Source organism: Tolypothrix tenuis PCC 7101, from assembly GCF_963874875.1.
In the GTDB taxonomy this organism is placed as follows: domain Bacteria; phylum Cyanobacteriota; class Cyanobacteriia; order Cyanobacteriales; family Nostocaceae; genus Aulosira; species Aulosira tenue.
In genome coordinates this window covers 3111725-3135289 of the sequence record NZ_CAWNJS010000001.1, presented here as the reverse complement: position 1 = coordinate 3135289, position 23565 = coordinate 3111725, and the positions used below count along the sequence as shown (strand labels likewise).

The following is a 23565-nucleotide window of genomic DNA, read 5'->3' as shown; positions in this document are numbered from 1 at the left end:
TAAATAATATTTATTTAATCTATTTAGCTGTCAATGTGTGCAATTGCATCAAACAATACAGATAATCATTTAATATCAATTTACTAAGATCATGTAGCGTATGCATCAGTATAATTGCAAGATATAAATTAAGAATTAAATTGTGTATATTTTGATTAAAATAAGCTTGTGATTTTGAGAATTGAGGCAGTAAAGTACTTTAAAGTTGAAGCAAATTAGCCGATGAGATAAATTGCAGCTACACTGACCATCTCTAGGACAAAATACTTGCAACTATGTGTACACCCATCATTGCAATCGTGTTGAGATGACCCCAAGCATTACAGATTCGACAGTTAAGGCCGCGATCGCAGCTATTGCATCGGAGTCAGCAACGACACAAGAGAAAATCGAAATGTTGATTGAACTGGCACATGGTTTACAGAAAAAACCTAAAACTCCTCAAGATTTATGGAGTACAGTTGATCTGTATAAACGAGCTTGCGAAATGTGTGGGGACGATTATCCGCTACTGAAAGCTAGGGCTAAGGTGGGTATAGCTGGTGCTTTGAAATCAATTCCTGATGAAGGGACAGAATTACTACTACAAGCAAAAGCAGCTTATACAGAAGCACTACCAATTTTGCAACAATTAGCTTCTAAAGAAGAAATAGCGGAAGCGCAGATGAATTTAGGGCTAGTGTTGCAATCTCTCGTACCTTTTAATTTAGCCCAAATCGCCGATAGCATTAAAGCTTATCAAGATGCATTGCGGGTATTTAATTCCGAGAAATACCCAGAAGAATACGCAATTTTACACAATAATATTGCAATTGCTTACCTGTCAATTTCTACGGGAATGGAACAAAAGCAATTGTGTGAAGGTTTAGCTGTACAAACATTTGAATCAGCACTCAAACAGATAAACCTGATTGAAAATCCCCGAGAATACGCGATGTTGCAAAATAATTTAGGTAATGCTTTGCAATATCTCCAAAGTACCCATCCTGTAGAGAATAATTTACGAGCGATCGCAGCTTATGAAGAAGCATTAAAAGTGCGGAATTCTCATGATACACCGTTAGAATACGCTAACACAATTTCTAACAAAGCTAACGCCATGTTTAATCTACCGGATGACCTTGAAAAACCAGAAAAAGGTAATCCCCAAAATCTGTTAAAAGCACGTGCTTACTATCAAGAAGCTTGGGAAATATTTACCCAGCATCAACAATTGGAACAAGCACAAGTTGTAGCGCAAGCCCTCCAAGAACTTGAAATAGAACTGAAACTGCAACAGGAGAAACTTTAGAATTAGAAACTTCCAAGGAAAAATATTCTCTTGCTATTGTTGACTGTTGACTGCCACAACTTTAAGCGGAATAATTTATTGTTTGGATTTGTCTAAATGCTTTCTCACTGATTAATCATTTCTCTACCCTGACGCTTAAGCAAGCTAAAGGGTAGAGTAATTCCAAATGTTCACGCAAAAACGCAAATCGGTACATTAGAGCAAAGTTGCTAGTGCTGATACAGTAGGGCTAAATTCTTGGTGAGAAAATATAAATGACAAGATGATTCGTAATTAGGGATTTCCAATCAAAAAATATCCTAAATTGGCTTGTAGGATGTCAATCCTGCGCGTTCTGAATATGGGCGTGCAAGAAAGATGCCTACGCTACAACATGACAATGGATAATTGATTGTTGAAAACAACCTGAATAATTAGTAATCTTTAGTTACAGTTGACGCTGTTACAAATTTAATTACGAATTACGAATTACGAATTATTAATTACGTAGCTTGCTTCTCTCCAGAGGTGGGTATTACAAGTTAGCATTTTGTCAACAACTATCAGCATCCATCTGCGGTTAATGTACAACTCGATTAATATTACTCCTAACTCTTCATTACCGACAGAAGCCACAGTAATTGCACCAAAATTACCTTTGTCACTTGCAGGTGCAGAAGTGATTTTAGGTGCAATTCTAGAACCAGAAAAATTTGTGATGCCTCTAGCACCGAGTCCCATGACAATGTTTGGCCCTCGTGGTGCTTGTTTAATCTCAGAAACCGGGCCATTGTGGGTATCTGATACAGGACATCATCGATTATTAGGATGGCGAAATTTACCAACTACAGATAATCAAAGTGCTGATTGGGTAATTGGACAACCAGACTTTTATCATGAAGGACAAAATGCTAAAGGCACACCAGGAAGGGCAACTGTTAGCGTCCCCACAGGGATTTGTCGCTGCGGTTCTGGATTAGCTGTTGCTGATGCTTGGAATCACCGAGTTTTAATTTGGAAAAATTTGCCAGAAGATAGCAATTTTCCAGCAGATTTGGTGTTAGGACAAGCTAATTTTACCGATAATGAACCCAATCGAGGTAGTCAGTTACCAGATGCAAATACGATGCACTGGCCCTATGGAGTTTTATATCATCAAGGCAAGCTATTTGTAGCTGATACTGGCAATCGTCGGCTGCTAATTTGGCAGCAATTACCTACAGAAAATGGTCAACCAGCCGATTTAGTGTTGGGGCAACCAGATATGATATCTCGTAATGAAAATTGTGGTGCTTCTCCCACTGCTGTGAGTATGCGCTGGTGTCACGATATTACCTTTTGGGAAGACAATTTAGTTGTCAGCGATGCGGGTAATAATCGTGTGATGATTTGGCAAGGAATGCCCACAGAAAATAATACTCCTTGTGCAGTAGTATTGGGACAAAAAGACTTTAATAATGTCGAAATGAATCAGGGAATTTATTTTCCCAGTGCCAGTAGTTTAAGTATGCCTTATGGAGTGGATGCGGCTGGTGATTGGTTAGTAGTTGCAGATACCGCTAACTCTCGCTTGCTAGGATGGAAAAAGCCAGAATCAATTCTATCACTGCAAGGTGCGGCGGCAGATGCCTTGGCAGGGCAAGCTAATTTTAAAAATAAAGGTGAAAATCGAGATTTTGGATTACCGACAAGAGAAAGTTTAAATTGGTGTTACGGTATCAAGATTTGTGGTCAAACTGCGGTAATAGCTGATTCTGGAAATAACCGAATTTTGCTGTGGCGATTTAATTATGGCGAGTGAAGAAATTAGAGTTCGTGGTACTGTTCAGGGTGTAGGTTTTCGCCCTACTGTTTATCGCATTGCTAAAGCTTGCGGTTTGCGGGGTGATGTTTGTAATGATGGACAAGGTGTGTTAATTCGCGTATCTGGTAGCGAAGCAGCATTAGGAGAATTTATCGCCAAATTACAGCAAGAATGCCCACCTTTAGCGAAAATTGCAGAAATCATCAGAACGCCGCTTACAGAAGAATTGAATTTTGATGATTTTGCGATCGCACATAGTATTACTAATAAAGTTAAAACAGCCATCTCCCCTGATGCGGCGATTTGTCCCCAATGTCAACAAGAAATTTTTGACCCCTTTAGCCGCTATTTTCGCTACCCCTTTACCAACTGTACCCATTGCGGCCCCAGATTGAGTATTATTCGCGCCATTCCCTATGACAGATGCAACACCAGTATGTCTGCATTTGCCATGTGTCCCCAATGCGAACAGGAATACCACGACATCGAAAACCGCCGCTTTCACGCCCAACCTGTAGCTTGCCATATCTGCGGCCCTACTGCTTGGTTAGAACGTGCGGATGGTAAATCAGTTACCGCTTCTATGTTCTCCATGTTAGATGATGTTGATGCCGTTTGTAGCCTATTACAAAAAGGCGAGATTGTCGCCATTAAAGGCTTAAGCGGGATTCATTTAGCTTGTGATGCTACTCAAGAAGCCACAGTCCAAAAATTGCGTCAGCGTAAAAACCGCTATCATAAACCCTTTGCTTTAATGGCTAGGGATATCGACATTATTGCCCAATATTGCACCATCAGCCCGCAAGAACAAGAGTTATTAAAGAGTCCCGCAGCGCCTATTGTTTTGTTGCGGAAGAAGGGATTGGGGACTGGGGACTGGGGACAAATCAATTCAAAATTCAAAATTCAAAATTCAAAATTAAATAACTCCTGGGAAATTGGGACTGGGGAAGAGAAATTAACTCAGCAATCTTCAATCCAAAATCCAAAATCTAAAATCCAAAATTCTATTGCGCCTTCAGTTGCACCTGGGCAAAATCGCCTGGGGTTTATGTTACCTTATACGCCGTTACATCACCTGATTCTCAAGCGGATGAATCGTCCCATTGTGTTAACAAGTGGTAATTTATCGGATGAACCGCAATGTATTGATAATGAAGCAGCAAAAGAGAAATTAAGCAAAATAGCCGATTATTTTCTGTTACATAATCGAGAGATTGTTAACCGAGTTGATGATTCAGTAGTGAGGGTTGTAGGCGAAAAATTGCAAATCATTCGTCGCGCTAGAGGTTATGCCCCAGCACCAATTAATTTACCCCCAGGATTTGATAATATTCCACAGATTTTAGCAATGGGTAGTGAGTTAAAAAATACCTTTTGCTTACTGCGGGAAGGGCAAGCAATTCTCTCGCAACATTTAGGAGATTTAGAAAATGCTGCGGCTTTTGATGCCTATCAAGATACCTTAAATTTGTACTTGAATTTATTTGAACATCAACCAGAAGTAATTGCAATTGATAAACACCCAGAATATCTTTCAAGCAAACTAGGAAAAGAATTAGCAGCAGCTAACCATCTGCCAATTTACCCAATCCAGCATCATCACGCCCATATTGCTGCTTGTATGGCAGAAAATGGCCTTCCTCTCGATGCTTCTCCAGTTTTAGGTATTGCCTTAGATGGCTTGGGTTATGGCGAAGATGGTACGCTTTGGGGCGGAGAATTTCTGTTAGCAGATTACCGCAAATTTCAGCGATTAGCAGCATTTAAACCTATAGCAATGATTGGTGGCGCACAAGCCATATATCAGCCTTGGCGTAACACTTATGCCCATCTCATAGCCGCCGATAGTTGGGAAAACCTCACAAAAAACTATGGCGATTTAGAAATCTTAAAATTTTTGGAAGAAAAGCCCCTCAAGGTACTAAATCAGTTAATAGAAAAAGGCATTAATTCGCCTCAGGCTTCTTCAGCGGGTAGATTGTTTGATGCTGTAGCAGCGGCGATTGGGATTTGTCGGGAAGAATGTAGCTATGAAGGACAAGCTGCGATCGCAATGGAAGCCTTAATTGATGAGCATAACTTAAATCATCCTAAAGAAAATCCAAATTATCCGTTTAATTTTAGCTTTTTCGATAATATTTACTGTATAGACCCTAGCCCCATGTGGTCAGCCTTGCTCAAAGACTTGCAAAATCAGATATCCCAAGGAATAATAGCGACAAAATTTCATCAGAGTCTAGCCAAAACAATTACCCAAATGGTTAAATATCTGACGCAAGAACATGTTATTAATCAGGTCGTCTTAACAGGAGGCGTATTTCAAAACTGTATTTTATTAGAGCAAGTTACTAGGGATTTAGAACAATTGGGAATCAAAGTCCTAACTCACAGCTTAGTTCCAGCCAACGATGGCGGTATATCGTTAGGTCAAGCTGTAATTGCATCTGCACAATTAAGCGCTTAATTATCCTTAATAAACTGACACTTTGCGGAAAGTTCTCTTATATTATCTCTGTCGTTATTCTTCTAAAGATTGTAATTCGTTATTAGTCATTTGACCTAAATAAATCCAAATGATTAATGACAAATGATAATCTGCCCAACTGATTGACAAATTAACTGCATAACACTGCCAAAGGAAAATAAAAATGTGTTTGGGAATACCCGGTCAAATTGTTGAAATCTCCGACGTTAATCATAAGCTAGCCATTGTCAATGTTGGTGGTGTGAAGCGACAAGTAAATATTTCTTGCATTGTCGATGAACAACATCCCCCTGAAGCTTGCATCGGCGATTGGGTATTAGTTCATGTAGGCTTTGCGATGAATCGCATTAACGAAGCAGAAGCAGCAGAAACATTACAACTATTGCAAGAACTAGCAGCAGCGCAAGCAGAAGTTAGTGCATAATTATTGCTCAAAAATCATATTCAAATTAATCAAAAATCTTCAATCTCAAATCTTCAGATGAAATACGTTGATGAATTCCGCGAACCAGCCAAAGCCGAAGGCTTATACCGCGAAATTGCCAAATTAAGCCAGCAGTTAGATAAACCGATCAAAATCATGGAAATCTGTGGCGGGCATACCCATTCTATATTTAAGTATGGGATAGAAGACATCTTGCCTGATACCATCGAATTAATTCATGGCCCTGGTTGTCCAGTATGCGTCATGCCTAGAGGTAGATTAGATGATGCGATCGCAATCTCTCAAAATTCTCACGTTATCTTCACCACCTTTGGCGATGCTATGCGAGTCCCCGGTTCTACCACCAGCTTGCTACAAGCCAAAGCTACAGGTGCAGATATTCGCATGGTGTACTCGCCTCTAGATAGCTTAAAAATTGCCAAAGAAAACCCCAACAAAGAAGTCGTATTTTTCGGCTTAGGCTTTGAAACCACAGCCCCCAGTACCGCCTTCACCATCCTGCAAGCAGCAGCCGAAAATATCAGCAATTTTAGTATGTTTTGCAATCACGTCCTCGTGATCCCCGCCCTGCAAGCATTACTAGATAACCCCGATTTGCAACTCGATGGCTTTGTCGGCCCTGGTCATGTCAGTATGGTAATTGGTACTGACCCTTATCAATTTATTGCCCAGCAATACCATAAACCCATAGTTGTCTCCGGCTTTGAACCCCTAGACATTCTGCAATCGATTTGGATGTTGTTGCAACAGCTATTAGAAAATCGTTGCGAAGTCGAAAACCAATATAACCGCATTGTACAGCCAGCCGGAAATCAAGTCGCCCTCAAAGCTATCAACCAAGTGTTTATGGCGCGAGAAACTTTTGAATGGCGTGGTTTAGGTGACATTCCTTATTCTGGCTTACAAATTCGTCCCGAATACGCGCAATTCGATGCTGAACAGAAATTTAGCATTCCTAACCAGAAAGTTGCTGACCATAAAGCTTGTCAATGTGGAGAAATCCTCAAAGGTGTATTGAAACCTTGGCAATGTAAAGTTTTCGGTACAGCTTGCACCCCAGAAACACCAATTGGTACTTGCATGGTATCTTCCGAAGGTGCTTGTGCGGCTTACTATAAATATGGCAGACTCTCCACCATTGCCAAGAAAACCAACCTAGAAACGGCCAAAGTCAACATATCTCAAGAACCTCTCCCCGCTTGTGGGACTGTTAGTTAGAGGTTAAGGGCTAGAAATTGAGGATTTTTGGCTTCTGCTTTGTATCTATCAATAGTATCAAAAGATGTGATTAATTGCGGCGAATACTGTTGTAATTCCTAAGTAATCCGACTCGAGGAAAAATAAACTTATGCCATTTGTTACAGTCCAAATTGCCAAAGGTCACTCAATTGAAAAAAAGCGCAAACTAGTACAAGCCGTAACTGATGCCCTAGTTTCTGCTTTGGGTACAAAACCAGAATGGATCACCGTTCATATTGATGAATTTGAACGAGAAAATTGGGCTGTTGGTGGTCAATTACACGCTGATAAACATAGCGGTAGACACGCAGAAACAGGCAGATAACATAGGGGGCATAACTACTAACGTTATGCCCCTATATTAATAGCGATCGCATAGAGGGGAATTTTCATGAACAACGATAATCAACAACGCCAAATATGGCTACTTGGCTTAATAGGCATTAATATTGTTGCCTCCATTTTGCATTACAGCGACAATATCATTTTCTTCAAGCAATATCCAGAACCATCTTGGTTCACACCGCAAATCACAGATTCTTGTTGGTTGGTCATGACACCCTTAGGTTTAGCTGGCTATTACCAATATATTAAGAGGTCTTTCAATTCTGCTTACTTATGTTTGTACCTTTATATAATCATGAGTCAGTTAACTTTAGGACAATATATAATTACCCCAATGTGGGAACTGTCCATGAAAATGAATACTTTAATCTTATTTGAAGCGGTTGCGACAATTCCTTTATTAGCTTTTGTTGCTTGGTCACAATTATTGCTAAAAGAAGGTAAGCAAGCTACATAATCATTAAAACTATTACCAATAATTTAAAAAAGTAGGGTGTGTTGTGGCGTAGCGCAACGCACCGCCTTAGCTAAAAAAAGAAATTAGAAAAATTCAACATGGACGTTTTACCAACCAACTCAGCACAAAATCCCCTATTTCAAAAAATCGAAAAAATTCGCCGTCGCCAGCCTAAAGTGCGAGATACTCATATTACCCTCGCACATGGTAGTGGAGGTAAAGCCATGCGCGATTTAATCGATGATATTTTTGTCCAAAGTTTTGATAATCCCATTCTCTCCCAACTAGAAGACCAAGCTAGTTTTAACTTAGCCAATCTCATGCAACAGGGAGACAGATTAGCTTTTACCACTGATTCCTATGTTGTAGATCCCTTATTTTTTCCGGGTAGCGATATTGGAGAATTAGCTATTAATGGCACAATTAATGATTTAGCTGTGAGTGGTGCAAAACCTTTATATCTCACCTGTAGCGTAATTTTAGAAGAAGGCTTACCAATAGAAACCTTACGCTGTGTAGTTACCAGTATGAAAGCAGCCGCTAATCAAGCGGGTATTCAAATTGTGACTGGTGACACCAAAGTTGTGCATCGCGGTGCTGCTGATAAACTATTTATTAATACTGCTGGTATTGGCATTATTCCTCCCGGAATTGAAATTTCTGCCCATAAAATTCAACCAGGAGATGCCATCATTATCAATGGCGAATTAGGCAATCATGGCGCAGCAATTTTAATTGCCCGTGGTGAATTAGCATTAGATACTAATATTGAAAGCGACTGTCAACCATTGCATGGTTTAGTAGAAACCATCCTCAATGTTTGCCCAGAAGTTCATGCAATGCGGGATGCAACTCGTGGTGGTTTAGCCACAGTTTTAAACGAATTTGCCCTCAGTTCAGATGTAGGAATCCGCCTCTACGAACAATCTATTCCAGTTAGGGAAGAAGTCAAAGGCGTTTGCGAACTTCTCGGTTTAGATCCCTTATATCTTGCTAACGAAGGAAAGTTAGTAGTAGTAGTACCCAAACAAAAAGCAGAAGCAGTTCTAGCAGCCATGAAATCTCACCCATCTGGTAAAGATGCTGCCATTATTGGTGAAGCTATCCCCTCCCCTTCAGGTGTAGTTTTATTAAAAACTATTTTCAATGCCGAACGAATTGTTGATATGTTAGTAGGCGACCAATTACCCAGAATTTGTTAATTATTACTAACTATGCTTGACATCATCCGCCAATCAAAATCAATCAATTATCTGCTTTAATCGGCGGTTCTAATTTTCCCTCTTAAACCTATGCACGAACTCGGAATTACACAAAATATTGTTGCCATAGTCACAGAACACGCCCAAGGTAAAAAAGTTCAAAGAGTCGCATTAGAAATTGGCAAGCTATCAGCCATTATGCCTGATGCCATTCTGTTTTGTTTTGATATTTGCGCTCAAGGTACAGTTTTAGAAGGTGCAAAATTAGAAATTAGAGAAATTCCTGGTTTAGCAGAATGTCGCCAATGTGGTAATAAAATTGCTTTAGACAAACCCTTTGGTGTTTGTGAATGTGGTAGCGTGCAATTAAATTTAATAACTGGTGAAGAATTAAAAATTAAGGAAATAGAAATAGAGGAAGTATGTGTGTAACTTGCGGTTGTTCTGACGATGCAGAAAGCAAAGTAACTAATTTAGCTACAGGTGAAGTGAATCATCATCACCACCATCACCATGATGATGGGACTCACACTCACACTTTACTTGATGGTACTGTGATTACCCATTCCCATAGTCACAACGATCATCAAGAAGCATCGCAGATTCATGCCAAAATGCATGGTACAACAATTAGTTTAGAACAAGATATTTTAGCAAAAAATAACCTGTTAGCTGCTCAAAATCGCGGCTGGTTTAAAGGGCGAAATATTCTGGCATTAAATTTAATGAGTTCTCCTGGTGCTGGTAAAACAACTTTATTAACTCGCACTATCAAAGATTTAACATCTAAATTAACTATCAGCGTTATTGAAGGCGATCAAGAAACAACTAATGATGCCAAAAAAATTCAAGAAACTGGCTGTAAAGTTGTCCAAATTAACACAGGTACAGGCTGTCATTTAGATGCTTCAATGATCGAAAGAGGTTTACAACAACTCAACCCACCTTTAAACTCAGTGGTGATGATTGAAAATGTGGGTAACTTAGTTTGTCCAGCATTATTTGATTTAGGCGAACAAGCAAAAGTTGTCATTCTCTCTGTAACTGAAGGCGAAGATAAACCAATTAAGTATCCGCATATGTTCCGCGCTAGTGAGGTGATGATTCTCACTAAAATCGATTTATTGCCTTATGTACAATTTGATGTGCAAAAATGTCTAGAATATGCACGTCAAGTTAATCCAGAAATTCAAATTTTTCAAGTTTCTTCTACTACAGGTGCTGGGTTAGAAACTTGGTATGATTGGTTATCAAAAAAAGTTAGCTTGCCTGTGATGGGATAATTGCTGTAAATTTGATGCGTTACGAGTCGCGCTAACGCATCCTACAATATACAATAAATTTAAATCTTATTTCTTTGAGTTGATTTAATTAAAAAAATATAAAAATAGTTTTTTGAATTTATTTAATAGCCTGTTAAATTGGCAGATTAATAACGAATTTAGTTCCTTCTCCAGGCATTGAGAAGCATCTAATTTGTCCATTATGTTTATCAACAATAATTTGGTAGCTAATCGCTAAACCTAATCCAGTACCTTTACCCACAGGTTTGGTGGTAAACGATGGCTCAAAAACTCTAGCTTGTACTTCTGGAGGCATACCGGGGCCATTATCTTGGATGCAAATTGTGACGCTTTGCTGCTGAGGATCAACTAATGTTGTAATAGTTAGAGTATTTTGTTCATTTAGCGGTGCTTGATGAGAGTGGTTGTGATAGTATTCATCAAAGGCATCAATGGCATTAGCAATGATATTCATAAATACCTGATTCAGTTGTCCCGGATAGCAACTGATCGGGGGTAACTCACAGTATTCAGTGATAGTATGAATTCGAGGGCGATCGCCATTATCTTTGAGGCGATGTTTCAACAGCATTAAAGTGCTATCAATGCCTTCATGAATTTGATACTCTACCTTGGATGACATATCAGCACGGGCAAAGGTTCTTAAAGATAAGCTGATATCTTTTAGGCGAGAAATTCCCTGAGACATTGATGTTAACAATTTGGGGAGATCCTCAGTAATATACTCAAAGTCGATTTCCTCAACTAAATCTTCAATTTCTGGATCAGGATCTGGCAACTTCTCTTGATAAAGATATATCAGCCGCAGCAAATCGTTGACATATCCCTTAATATGAGAGGTATTGCCATCAAGAAAACCAACTGGGTTATTAATCTCATGACCAATACCTGCAACTAGTTGTCCAAGGGTAGACATTTTCTCGCTTTGGATAAGTTGCAGTTGAGTTTGTTGCAATCTTTGTAGAGACTGGCTTAATTCTGCGGTGCGTTCTTGCACCCGTTGTTCTAATGTCCGAGTCAGATAGGAGATTTTGAGGTGTAGCTTTAATCGGGCAATGACTTCTTCTTGTTGAAAAGGTTTGGTAATGTAATCAACAGCCCCAATTTCTAATCCTTTGACTTTATCTGTAGTTTCAGATAAAGCTGTCATGAAAATAATTGGCGTATTTTGAGTGATGGGATTGGCTTTTAACCTGCGACAAGTTTCAAACCCATCTATACCTGGCATCATCACATCCAAGAGAATGAGATCGGGATGAGCGTATTCTGTTTGTTCGATCGCAGATTCGCCATCTGTGGCCATAAGTGCTTTCCAGCCATATCCTTGAATCGCTTCTGATAGCACCTTGAGATTGTTGGGATTGTCATCCACTAATAAAATATGCATTGGCTTTGAGAGAGGATCAGTCATCATTGACGTGACTCCGTGGTGATAAATGATTTAAGTAATTTACGGATTTTACTCGTTTGGAAATTAGCAGTAAGTTGTTTCAACTCGCCAGCAAAATTACCATATTGGCTGTTTTGCTCCACTAACTCTTCTATAATTCCCTCAATCGCCGGAATATCTCCCATCATTGCCAAATGATACATATGTTGTAAAATATCTTGCGATGGTAGAATCAATTCGCTTTCTGATGGCTGCTCAAAAGATGCAGATGGCTGTTGCGGTGCAGGTTGGGCATAAATCCATTCCACTTTCAACACCGATTGCAAGGCATTTAATAGTTCCTCAACTTGCAGAGGTTTGGGTACAAATGCTGTTGCCCCAGCCTCTAAACTACGCTGGCGATTTTCTTCAAATACATTGGCACTCGAAACAATAATCGGAATTGAACGAGTTTGTGGCTGCGATTGTAGATGTACCATCAACTCAAAACCATCCATATTGGGCATAGCTAAATCAAGCAAAATCACATCTGGGATGCATTCTTTGGCTAATGCTAATCCTTGTTTGCCTTCGCTGGCTTCTAAAATTCGACAACCAATTTGTTGTAATAAATTAATTAATAAAGCGCGGTGATTTTCATCATCATCAACAATGAGAATCTGAGGCGCACTACCCTGAATGCCGCTAATTTTTTGTTGGGTGGGAGAGATTGAGTCTGTATGCCAGTCATGGGAAAGTGGTACTGATACTGCCAAATCTAGCCAAAATACGCTACCTTCACCCAAGCGGCTTTGCACCTGAATTTCGCTCCCCATCAATGTCGCTATTCTTTGGCTAATCGCCAATCCTAAGCCAGTACCATCAGACCGCTGTCCGCCTTTACCGACTTGCTCAAAAGGCAAAAAGATTTTCTCTATTTGATCGTGCGGCATCCCAATCCCTGTATCTTCAATTTGGAAGCGAATTTTAGGGGTTGGGGATTGGGGAAGGTGGGGCCCCCCTTGGGGATAAGGGGTAATGGGGACTTGGGTATTGCTGATTTCTCCTTGCCCCCCTGCTCCCTGCTCCCTGCTCCCTTGCTCTTTCTCAGCTTCAAGTAACTCTACTTTGAACGTCACACCACCAGTGTCTGTAAATTTGATGGCATTGCCCAGCAAATTGATCAATAATTGGCGTAACCGTTTTTCATCAGCTTGAATTACAGATGGTAGGCGATCGCTAATTAAAATATTGAATGCTATCTTTTTTTGCTGTGCTCGAATACCACAAATTTCGGTAACACTATGTAAGAAGCTGGACAAATGCACATTAGTCGTTACCAATTCCAATTTTCGCGCTTCAATCTTGGAGAGGTCGAGAATATCATTGATCAGCATCAACAAATGTGAGCCGCATTGGTGGATAATGCGGACTCCTTCCAGGTTTTTTGTTGTTAAGTTGGGCGAGCCTTCTAGTACCTGGGCAAAACCCAGAATTCCATTTAGAGGTGTGCGTAACTCGTGACTCATATTTGCCAAAAACTCACTCTTGGCTTGGTTAGCAGCATCAGCTGCTTGCTTGGCTTCTAGTAATTCCTGAGTACGTTCTTCAACTTTTGTTTCTAGAGTTTTGGAATAGTCCAAAAGTTGATCGTTAGCAATTTCTAGTTGGCGATTTGTTTTTTCTAATTTTTGTTGTTTATAGGCATTAGTTGTAGCAATCACGCTACTAATAAAAGCGGCTAAAGCGGGTGTTACTGGAATCACGATACCGTAAAGAAATGCACCGTAAGTACCACCCAAACACAGCCCACTTGTACCTAAAGTTGCCCACAGCATTTTACCACCAGGAACCCGCCATCCAGTACGAGTACTGGCTACCAACCAACTACCAGTTGAACCCAGCAAAGCCCAAAAAACAATCCAAATTGATGTAGAAATCCCAGAAATACCATGAAGAGTGGTTCGACCAGTTTTTGCTCCTTGTACTAATTGGTGAGCAATATTGGCATGGATCACTACACCTGGAGTCGGTTTTTGAGCAGATAACCCAGAGGAAAAAGGTGTGCTGAAAAAATCATTAGTACTAGATGCAACTGAGCCAATAAACACCATGCGATCGCGCATTAAGTTTGCCGGAATTCGCCCAGCTAGAACATTCCGCATCTTCACTGTATGAAATGCAGTTTCGGAACCATGCCAGTTAAGTAGAATTTGATAACCGCCTAAATCATCATCAGCATAACCTGCTTCTTGATTTTGTAGAGGTACGTAGGTTTCCTTACCCAATTGAAACTTTTGTTGTTTGGGGTCAATACTTTCTAAACTAATGCCATCAGCTTCTAAGTACTTAAGTGCTACTAAGGTTGCCATCCCAGCTTTGAGAGTACCTTTTTCTTTGGGATCTTCAGCTGTTAAAAGGGCACGCCGGACAAAGCGATCGCCATCCAATACCAAATCAGCTAATCCCACTTGATTGCGTTTTTTCAATTCTGGTGGAGGTTGAACACGCTCACCTGTGATTTTCTCTACTCCAATTAAATTAGGAGTACTACTAAAAACTTTTACTAGCTGTTCATTGCCAGTGCCTTCTGGTAAATCTCGATAGAGATCCAAGCCAATAGCTCTAGGTTTTTGTGCGCGAATTTTATCTAGTAATTCAGCTAATGCCCAATCTGGAATTGGCCATTTCCGTACCGATTGAATATCCTGCTCATCGATTGTCACAATCACAATTTCGTCAGCTATCTTGTCTTGGGATGACTCACGAAACCATTCATCGCGAATTTTCCATTCTGGCAAATTAAAAAGTCCCAAAGACTGACCAACTATAACCGTTAGAGCAACGCTGGGGGTAATAATTAAAATGCTACGAGTTTGTTGAATAAAAGCCTTAAAATTGTGCCACATATTTGGGCCATACAGTTAATTTATTGCAGTCAATATAATTAATAATTACTAATTCGTAAGCCTCGCTCCGGTAAGAAGCAAATACGTAATTTGTAATTCAACAACTATTTAATACCATTTCAGTCAAAGCTTTATTCCACATACCCATTACCCATTACCAATTTCAGCGTAAATAATTTCGTAGCCAGTGCTTAGGTACTGGCTACGAAATACTGAAAATTAATTGAACCGAACCGTGGCCAATTCTTTCAAGCTGACCGATGAGAGGAGTTCTTCCCATTGCTTGCTGAGGTTCACATTAGTTGGTTGATCTGTGTGTAACATAGCAAGTGTGGCCACACAGTCATACCAAACCCCGTTCTTACCCAAAGCTGTTGCCCGCTTCAAAGCGTCTTGATCCTGCATCGCCGTTGCTAATTCTGCATTGGGCTGGATGCGTTGAATCCAACCATCGACGTAAGGTGTACTGGGGCTGAGTTCTCCATTTATTTTCAGTGCCAAAAACCAATGGTAATTTTTGTTCACAGCTAAAGCAGGTGCATCTGTAGGCAATTGCACAGCAATTACTCCAGATTTATCAGCAACAGGAATAGTCATTTGGTACTGGGTATTGCCCGCTTCATCTTTGAGACTAAATACGGCTTCTGCAGCATTGGAAGCTGGTATATAGACCAGAATTGTCGGATGTTCTGACAATGTTGTGCCATAAAAGCTTTCAGGTAGGAGTGCAATGAGCGCTGCTGGCCCTGTTGCTGCTACTGTTGAAGGATTTAATTCGTATGTGCCAACGCGAGAAGCACCGCCTGCTGCTTGTTGTGGTGTGCCTTTCCCTGCAACCGGTGTAAACAGGTCGCCGCGAGAAGCGCCCCCACTCGCTTGTCGTGGTGTACCTTTTCCCGAGGTAGGAGTGAATAAACTACCGCGAGAAGCCCCTCCTGTTGCTTGTCTGGGTGTACCTTTTCCCGAGGTAGGAGTAAATAAACTACCGCGAGAAGCCCCTCCTGTTGCTTGTCTGGGTGTACCTTTTCCCGAGGTAGGAGTAAATAAACTACCGCGAGAAGCCCCTCCTGTTGCTTGTCTAGGTGTACCCTTTCCCGAAGCAGGAGGAATAAATAAACTACCGCGAGAAGCCCCTCCTGTTGCTTGGCTAGGTGCACCCTTTCCCGAAGCAGGAGGAGTAAATAAACTACCGCGAGAAGCTCCTCCTGTGGCTTGGCTAGGCGCACCATTGTTTGGAGGTGGAGTAAATGTTAACGCATAAGCACTTGACCATGTGGTACTAGCCATCAAAGCGACGACGCTTAATGTACTAGCTAAATATTGACGTTTCATTATCTTTACCTCGTTTACAAGGCGTGATATTTAATACTTTATTCCGACTTGATAAGTAAACTTGTGTCATTAATCTAATCACAACTCTTTTAAGCGGAATACACAGTTTTAGTATATGCTTATTTTCCTGATTATCTGAGAACTTCCAACTAATTTTTGATAAATATCACACTTGTATCTCAACAAGACAAACAGTGATATCACTGACAAAAACACTTGATTGATGAATTCTAAGTACTGATATTTTGCGTTAAATAATTTACTATTAAATCAGTACTTGTACTTAAGGAATACTTACTGCCAACTGCCGACTAAAACAAAAGCAGACCAAAAGAACGGATCGACAAAATCAGTTTGGCGAATTAGGTTGATTTGGGCTTGTCGCAGTGCTTCGGCTTTAGTGATGTTGGGTTGTCGTAGTTGATCGTAGAAGCGAGTCATCAGCATAGCAGCTGCCTTATCTTTAACTGGCCAGAGGGTGGCGATAGTAGAACGAGCACCAGACTTAACAGCTAATCCTGCTAATCCCAGCACGGCGCGATCGTCACCAGTGGCTGTATCACAGGCACTCAATACGAGCAACTCAATCGCTTTCGATGGCTCGTTACCTCGATTTTTCAGGAGTTCGGACAACTCTCTGACATTAACTTCTCCATCCCAAGTCAGTAAGAAAGTATCTTCTAGCCGGGAACTAAATTGTCCGTGGGTTGCTAAATGGACAACATCAGCACTACTAGATTTGACACGATCCGCAAGAGCTTGACCGGTGAATTGCTGATTGAGCAACATCGAAGAAGGTACTGTCTTAGAGATTTGCCTCACTTCTGATTCCACAGCCGGCAAAGCACTAAAGCCACTACGAGATTCACTGATACCACCAACGATCGCATCAATATGATTTTGTTGGAGCGATCGCGCGGCGATTAATTGCATTCCTGGAGAAAGGGCCACAGCATACTTTTCGATGAGGTATTGCTTACCGTCATATAAAGCTGCCATGGGAATATTACGTAAGTGACCATCCAGCACAAATACCAATGTCTTAGTATCTTTGAAAGCTTGGTCTGCTTCTGCTGGGCGAATTAGCCAATCGTAAATCTGTTGAGAAACGCGATCGCGCTCTTTAGAATCGGAGACAGGGTTAAAGCCAACTAATAATTTGTCGAGAGTATGTTCAATTTCCGCTTGAGATTTGTGCGTTACATAATAACGCAGTGGTTGCCCAGTTTTGGAGAGAATGACTGCTAGGCGATCAGGCAAAATAATCGGATAAACAACCGTTGCTGTGGGGTCAACCTGGTCAATCTGTTTAGCTCTATCTAAACAGGCTTCGCGGAAAAAGTTATCTAATTCGGCAATTTGTAGAGATTCGATTAACTCACGGGCTTGCATGAGTTCTGTTTGAGTTGGTTGCTCGTCTAATAGTAAACCTACTAGTTCCCGGTACACAGGCTCTACACTCTCGCGGAAAGAAAACTGGACATCTGGATTAATAGCCACTAAATCGCTCCGCAGTGCCTTTAAAGCCTTAACTGCTTCGCTATAAGCTTTAATTGCTTTTGGGCGATCGCCTTGTTGTTTATACAACTTACCCACCTGCCAAGCCGATTGAGCAATGATATCCTCGGCTTCGAGTTGGCGGGCAATATTGAGGGATTTCTGCGCTAATTCTTGGGACTGCGCTAATTGCTGTGTCCGACTATAGAGTTTTCCCCATTGATGCAGTGCATAAGCTTCTGCTTGTGTATCTTGCAGCTGCTGTGCAGACTTAACTGTCACGGCCATCAGTTGACCCAAATCCTTGAGAGGTACGATTTGCTGAGGATTTTCTAAGCGATTGAGGGTAGCAACAAAATTGATGGCTGCGTAGAGGGAGGTATGGCTGGTAGGCAGTTCTGCAAGTTGTTGTTGGATTTGCGGTGCCAAAGGAGCAGCTAGTTCCAGCTTGTCGTAATCAATAAAAAGTTTAAACAGAGCTAAACGCGCCTGTAATTGATCCCCTGGATTAGCAGTGATTTTTTGTGCCTGTTCAAAGTAATCTAATGCCGCATCCGGATCTTGTAAATCTACAGCAGTTTTACCCAAATTCAACAAAATAGAACTTAAATGAGGTGTAGCACCAATTTTATTGGCTGCTGCTAAACTTTGCTCTAATATCTGTTGACTCTTACCAGAATCACCAATCATTTGCAGAGCTAAACCCAGCGATCGCAATCCACTAACTTTGACTTCTGAATCTGGCATTGCTGACAGTTTTTGCGTGAGCGCCTCTAACTGCTGTTTAGAACGGCGATAAAATCCTAAACTTTGTAAAGCCTGTGCTTGGTTGATTTGACTGCCTAAATTGCCCATCTGGTCGCCTGCTTGCTCATAAAATTTTTGAGCTTGTTGCCAACTTTCCAGAGCAACTTCGGCTTTACCAGTGTGTAGTTGCAAATTTCCTCTAGTATTTAATATTTGCGCCCAGACAATTGCATCAGCAGGTGGTGAAAGTGTTTGTAAAAGCTTCACACTTTGCTCAATAGATTGACTAGCTACTGTCCATTGATTAAGTTCTTGTTGTGCCAGCGAGAGGTAACTTAAACTTAAGGCTTCATTGAGGCGATCGCCTTGAGTGTGATATTGCTGTGCTGCTGTTTGCCAAACTTTCACTGCTTCTGTAAATTGCCCTGAGCGATAGAGGTTTCGTCCCTCTTCTAGCTGATTGGGAGATGTTGAAGCGTTGAAAATAGGATTTGTAGATACTTCCACAGATGCTCTAGCAGGTGTGATAGTCACAGCTAAACACAAGCTCAGAATACTCAGACTGATATATAGATAACGACGTTGTGTGATGAAAAAAGTCATAACTCATTACTCATAGGTTAAAAATTAGTCACAGCACTTTCTTAAATATTGCCCAACTGACGATGCAATCTATCAATTTCAGCTTTTAGTGCGGGTTTTTCAGTGAATTAGGGAAAAGGGAAGAGCAAGTCATTTGTCATTTGTCATTGGTAAGAGCTTCAAATCTATTTACTTCACTCCCAAAAAATTAACTCCTGGGAACTGCAGCACAGGTTAATGATGGTTGCACTGGAACTGGAGATTGATTAGCAACTAACTTAATTTTGCCCTCAGCATTGCGATACCAGCCTGTAGCTTGCACAAGGGATGGAGTCAGTGTTGGTGCTTGTACTGCTACCGCACGCGGTTGGCGGAATGCAGAGATGTCACGGATATCATCCCAAGCGCGATCGTCTATGGTGTTGAGGGTACCGTCAGTAGTCACTTGGGCGTTTGCATAACCACTTCCTATGAGCATTATGCCCAATGGCAGGAGCGCTATATTTACCAAACCTAACCAAACAAAAGTTGCTTTCATTAGTCAGTCTCTAACCATACCTATTAAAGAGCCAGTTCAGTACAAACATTTGATAAAAAATCTGTGATTTAAAGCGAAGATGTAGCACAATACCTAATACGGGGTATGCCTACCCAAAAAACTCTGCCTAAAACTTTTTTATGTGCATATAATTTATTTTTATCAACTAATATTGAGTGAACTGGCTCTGAATGTATAGTTCCCAAAATAATATTGCTTGTAACAGAGAGAAATTGATAAATTAAGATATTAACCAAAAATAAGGGTATGCAGGCAGAAGCAATTTAAAAGCTAATCAATAAGCAAAATATATGGTTTAGCAGGTGAATTATTGCGTATTTTTGGGAATTATAAGCCAATCGTGGAGGCATACTAGAGTCTGCGAATAATGCAAATCAATTATCAAAAGACAGGTATAACTTGCTTTTGTTACCTACAGCAGAGGAATGCTGGTAACTATATTTGCCAAGAGATTAAACATGATAAAAGATAGTTCTGCCAAATTAAAGCATATTCTTTTAGTAGATGATAATCCTCATAATCTCAAAGTTTTATCGGAAATGATAAATGGATGTGGCTGGAAAGCATTAATGGCCACAGATGGAGATTCAGCTATTGAACAAGCAGGATATGCTCACCCATATTTAATCATGCTAGATGTGATGATGCCAGGAATCGATGGGTTTGAAACTTGTCGGAGGTTGAAGGCTAATTCTGGTACTGAGAAAATTCCCATTATCTTTATGACGGCTTTAGCTGATACTAGCAGTAAGGTTCAAGCTTTAGAGTTAGGCGCAGTCGATTACATTTGTAAACCTTTCCAAGAAAAAGAAGTATTAGCAAGAGTAAAAACCCATGTTTCTTTGTATTCATTACAGGTGGAATTGGAAGAACTTGTCCAAGAACGTACTGCTGAACTGATTAAGGCTAAAGATAAGGCAGAAATAGCCAACCGCGCAAAAAGTAATTTTCTTTCGGTGATGAGTCATGAACTACGTACTCCTCTTAATGCCATCTTGGGTATGACAGAAGGGTTAAAAGATGAAATTTTTGGTACTATCAATGAGCAACAAAAACAAGCACTATTAACTATTGAACAAAGTGGAGAGCATTTGCTGGCTTTAATCGACGATATTCTCGATGTATCCAGAATCGAAAGAGGAACAATAGACCTGGAACTAACATCAGTTAATATTGCAGAAATTTGTAACGATGTTATTGCTATAATTAGTCTAGAAGCGGTAAAGAAAGATATTCAATTAGTTGCAGAAATTCAGCCCAATTTAAATAAAATTACGATTGACAAGCAACGTATAACTCAATCAATAATATATTTACTGAGTAATGCAGTTAAATTTACTCCTAAAGGTGGTCAGGTTACACTAACAGTTGAATCTGTTCCCACATCAGTTTATAAAACAGAAATTAAATATATTGATGCTACGCAAAATCATCATCCTTGGCTGGTCATATCTATAACGGATACTGGCATTGGCATAGCCCCAGAAGATATTGACAAACTTTTTCAACCTTTTGTGCAATTGGATAGCGGTTTGAGCCGTCAATATGAAGGTAGTGGATTAGGGCTAGTTTTAGTCAAGCAAATTGTTGAACAACATGGCGGTAATATTTGGATTCATAGCGAGGTTGGGAAGGGAAGTTGCTTTACTATTGAGGTTCCTTTACTGAGCTAAATAAATCGATGAAAATAAAGCAAACTAAGTTATGAACCGTCAATAGACTTCAAATGTTTACTAACATCTACTATTTGCTACGCAATGCTAACTTGTAGCAAATAGCAGGGGCAACGCATCTAAATATAGTACATAATTACTAAAGGAAAGATAAAGGCAGCGATCGCTGATGATATAGAGGTTGAGCAATGAGACTTTGATAGTAAAGTCATGGCTTTGTTGCATGAAACAGAAAAAAGACACAACAACTCTTATCCCTCTTCTGTCACTTTCCGGGTATTCTAAATAAAAAGATGAACAGAAAAAAGCCTGAAAAGTAAGTAGGGCAATGGATGTAGAATTACAAATCCTCAAACATTTACTTTCTGTTGTGCAGCCTTCTGGTTCACTTTAGTGTTGGGTAATCCCAGAGATAAACTAAAACGCTTACCTCCATGTGACCATCTCAACCTAAGTCTTCCTTCATACTCCTCAATAGCTACAGTGCCTTTCTGGGCTTTATTCTGGGCTTTCATAAGCGTACCAATTCCGTACCAGTTTTTATCGAAATTGGTGTGGAATGAAGTTTAAACCCTAAAAATTAAAAAAGCCGCTAATCTTCTTCAAAGACTAGCGGGCTAGGGATTTTATCAATCGGAGCGGCGGGATTCGAACCCACGACCTCCACTACCCCAAAGTGGCGCGCTACCAAGCTGCGCTACGCCCCGGTCAGAATTACTATATTAGCAAGAAGCTCAAGGATAATCAAGAGGGAAATTCAAAAAACTTTGAGCATCCCAGCAGCTTGCAATAGACCAGGAACAGCCGAATCATCCCAACTACCTTCTGCACAGCGTCCTGTATTGAGGATTAAGCGCAGACTGTAGGCGTGGGGATAGCCTTCAACCTCCAACCATAATAAATCGCTTTCGGCCTCGCAAGCAATTTTTTCTTCATCCATCAATTCTGCTGCCATGTGCTTCATGGTGTCGGCTAACTGGGCGAAAAGACGGCAAAAATCGTTTAACTCGGCTTCGGTTAACTCTATCGCCCAATCATCTGTACCTACTAGGCCTTTAAATTCAGGTGCATGAGGATTCCAGCCAATACGCCAACCAGCACCACTTTTAATGACTCGTTCCATGAGGGGATTTGAGATTTTGAATTTTGGACTTTATACCCATTTGCAACAAGAATGCGACAGATTGTAGGGGCAAGGCACTGCCCACCTGTGTCAACTTAAGCTAAAAGCTATATATGGCGAACATTGTGCAAAAACTTTCGCCCTCATCCCCTAACCCCTTCTCCCCCGGGAGAAGGGGAATTAAATCTCTTGCTCCCCTCTCCCACCGGGCTACGGTGTACACACAAGTTATCGAATCACTACCATTCCTCGAATTACCCCACCCTAACCCTCCCCTTGGAAAGGGGAGGGAACTTGATTTTCCGGTTTCCCCCCTTCCCCCCTTGGCAAGAAAATCCCAGAATAGCTTCGTTAAAGTCCATAAAGAGGGAACTTGATTTTCCGGTTTCCCCCCTTGGCAAGGGGGGATTAAGGGGGGTAAAACCCGGATCTCAAAATAACTCCGATTTGTGTGTACACCGTAGCTCCCACCGGGAGAGGGGCTGGGGGTGAGGGCGAAACCTTGCAACTAAGCGGGTTTCACGTTAAGTTGACACCAATGGGCACTGCCTTGCCCTCTAGAATATATTGATGTATCGCAAACATTATTTGATTTGATATTAGATTTTAGAGTGAATTATTCACAATCCAAAATTATGGCGTATTTGGTGAATTAGTATTAAATATATTTGTCAATACTTGTACTAAAGCATTGCGCTGGCTGCGGGTAAGCTGAGAAATAGCTTTGCGATCGCCTTCTATAGGATTTTCTCGCAACACATCAAAACCGGGATATGTCACATCATACATAGTTTCATTGGCATTGAGATAATCAGCCAGCGTCAGCTTCCAATCTAGGCGGTAATTGGGGGTGCGCTCTTTTACGTAAATGTGATAGCGAATTAAGCGACCTGCTAAAGTATTATTTTCCGCAACTTTCCCAGTTTCTTTACTGATATACTGATTTTCTTTTGGGAAATCGGGTATCTGCTGATAGACTACCTGCCATACTTCACTAGGGCTGATTCGCTGCGCGATCGCAGGTTCGACACCGATAATATTTGTATATTTTGCATTATCTACCCCCGAACCCAACAAAATTACACCCACGACCATTAAAGCTATTGGCAGTGTCCAGTACTTCATATTGAATATTGAATTAAGAGAATGGGCATTGGGCATTGGGCATTGGGCATTGGGCATTGGGCATTGGGCATTGGGCATTGGGCATTGGGCATTGG

The 23565-nt window shown here is 40.8% G+C and carries 19 protein-coding genes and 1 tRNA gene; 11 read left to right on the top strand and 9 right to left on the bottom strand.

All coding sequences use genetic code 11. The annotated features are described in order from the left end of the window. Positions 1–307: 307 nt before the first annotated feature. From AACU25_RS12775 to hypB, 10 genes are all read left to right on the top strand, one after another. On the top strand, positions 308–1291 hold the full coding sequence (locus AACU25_RS12775) for a hypothetical protein (protein WP_096576131.1): 984 nt from the start codon (positions 308–310) through the stop codon (positions 1289–1291). 562 nt (positions 1292–1853) lie between these two features. Further along, entirely contained in the window at positions 1854–3071 is a 1218-nt protein-coding gene (locus tag AACU25_RS12770; protein ID WP_321206902.1) for an NHL repeat-containing protein, read from the top strand. Next, positions 3061–5541, top strand: coding sequence for a carbamoyltransferase HypF (gene hypF / locus AACU25_RS12765; RefSeq protein WP_096576129.1), 2481 nt, complete (start codon positions 3061–3063; stop codon positions 5539–5541). The genes AACU25_RS12770 and hypF overlap by 11 nt, the downstream gene beginning before the upstream one ends. A 184-nt stretch (positions 5542–5725) precedes the next feature. Continuing rightward, entirely contained in the window at positions 5726–5986 is a 261-nt protein-coding gene (locus AACU25_RS12760; RefSeq protein WP_045867429.1) for a HypC/HybG/HupF family hydrogenase formation chaperone, read from the top strand. Positions 5987–6043: 57 nt separating this feature from the next. Then, complete coding sequence (hypD, locus tag AACU25_RS12755) at positions 6044–7225, top strand: hydrogenase formation protein HypD (RefSeq protein ID WP_096576126.1); 1182 nt, start codon at positions 6044–6046, stop codon at positions 7223–7225. 130 nt (positions 7226–7355) lie between these two features. Continuing rightward, positions 7356–7571, top strand: a complete 216-nt coding sequence (locus tag AACU25_RS12750) for a tautomerase family protein (RefSeq protein WP_096576123.1) — start codon at positions 7356–7358, stop codon at positions 7569–7571. Between the two features lie 66 nt (positions 7572–7637). Further along, a complete protein-coding gene (locus AACU25_RS12745) occupies positions 7638–8048 on the top strand; it encodes a hypothetical protein (RefSeq protein WP_096576121.1) in 411 nt (136 codons plus the stop codon). Positions 8049–8146: 98 nt separating this feature from the next. Then, a complete protein-coding gene (gene hypE, locus AACU25_RS12740; RefSeq protein WP_096576119.1) occupies positions 8147–9250 on the top strand; it encodes a hydrogenase expression/formation protein HypE in 1104 nt (367 codons plus the stop codon). Positions 9251–9340: 90 nt separating this feature from the next. Continuing rightward, positions 9341–9682 (top strand): hydrogenase maturation nickel metallochaperone HypA, encoded by a 342-nt coding sequence (hypA, locus tag AACU25_RS12735; RefSeq protein ID WP_096576117.1) that lies wholly within the window; start codon positions 9341–9343, stop codon positions 9680–9682. Continuing rightward, positions 9673–10533 carry a hydrogenase nickel incorporation protein HypB gene (gene hypB, locus AACU25_RS12730; protein ID WP_096576115.1) on the top strand — a complete coding sequence of 287 codons (861 nt, stop codon included), beginning with the start codon at positions 9673–9675 and terminating at the stop codon, positions 10531–10533. The genes hypA and hypB overlap by 10 nt, the downstream gene beginning before the upstream one ends. A gap of 133 nt (positions 10534–10666) precedes the next feature. Here the strand turns inward: hypB and AACU25_RS12725 are convergent, their stop codons facing one another. From AACU25_RS12725 to AACU25_RS12705, 5 genes are all read right to left on the bottom strand, one after another. Beyond that, on the bottom strand, positions 10667–11968 hold the full coding sequence (locus AACU25_RS12725) for a hybrid sensor histidine kinase/response regulator (RefSeq protein ID WP_096576113.1): 1302 nt from the start codon (positions 11966–11968) through the stop codon (positions 10667–10669). After that, complete coding sequence (locus AACU25_RS12720; RefSeq protein WP_096576110.1) at positions 11965–14832, bottom strand: CHASE2 domain-containing protein; 2868 nt, start codon at positions 14830–14832, stop codon at positions 11965–11967. Before AACU25_RS12720 ends, AACU25_RS12725 begins: the two co-directional genes overlap by 4 nt. Positions 14833–15051: 219 nt before the next feature. Continuing rightward, the gene (locus AACU25_RS12715) at positions 15052–16164 is read right to left on the bottom strand and encodes a DUF928 domain-containing protein (protein WP_096576108.1); all 1113 of its coding nucleotides are present in this window, start codon (positions 16162–16164) and stop codon (positions 15052–15054) included. Between the two features lie 294 nt (positions 16165–16458). Then, a complete protein-coding gene (locus tag AACU25_RS12710; RefSeq protein ID WP_096576106.1) occupies positions 16459–19011 on the bottom strand; it encodes a CHAT domain-containing protein in 2553 nt (850 codons plus the stop codon). Positions 19012–19198: 187 nt separating this feature from the next. Continuing rightward, a complete protein-coding gene (locus tag AACU25_RS12705) occupies positions 19199–19528 on the bottom strand; it encodes a hypothetical protein (protein WP_096576104.1) in 330 nt (109 codons plus the stop codon). A 479-nt stretch (positions 19529–20007) separates the two neighbouring features. Between AACU25_RS12705 and AACU25_RS12700 the strand changes: the two genes are divergently transcribed. Continuing rightward, a complete protein-coding gene (locus AACU25_RS12700; protein ID WP_096583706.1) occupies positions 20008–21222 on the top strand; it encodes an ATP-binding protein in 1215 nt (404 codons plus the stop codon). Between the two features lie 350 nt (positions 21223–21572). On the opposite strand, the gene AACU25_RS12695 is transcribed toward AACU25_RS12700, so the two are convergent. The 4 genes from AACU25_RS12695 to AACU25_RS12680 form a co-directional block, all read right to left on the bottom strand. Then, on the bottom strand, positions 21573–21737 hold the full coding sequence (locus AACU25_RS12695) for an Arm DNA-binding domain-containing protein (RefSeq protein ID WP_096576102.1): 165 nt from the start codon (positions 21735–21737) through the stop codon (positions 21573–21575). Between the two features lie 118 nt (positions 21738–21855). Further along, positions 21856–21929 (bottom strand) — tRNA-Pro (locus AACU25_RS12690). 50 nt (positions 21930–21979) lie between these two features. Beyond that, positions 21980–22345 (bottom strand): DUF1818 family protein, encoded by a 366-nt coding sequence (locus AACU25_RS12685; protein WP_096576099.1) that lies wholly within the window; start codon positions 22343–22345, stop codon positions 21980–21982. Positions 22346–22978: 633 nt separating this feature from the next. Then, a complete protein-coding gene (locus AACU25_RS12680) occupies positions 22979–23470 on the bottom strand; it encodes a hypothetical protein (RefSeq protein ID WP_096576095.1) in 492 nt (163 codons plus the stop codon). Positions 23471–23565 lie beyond the last annotated feature (95 nt).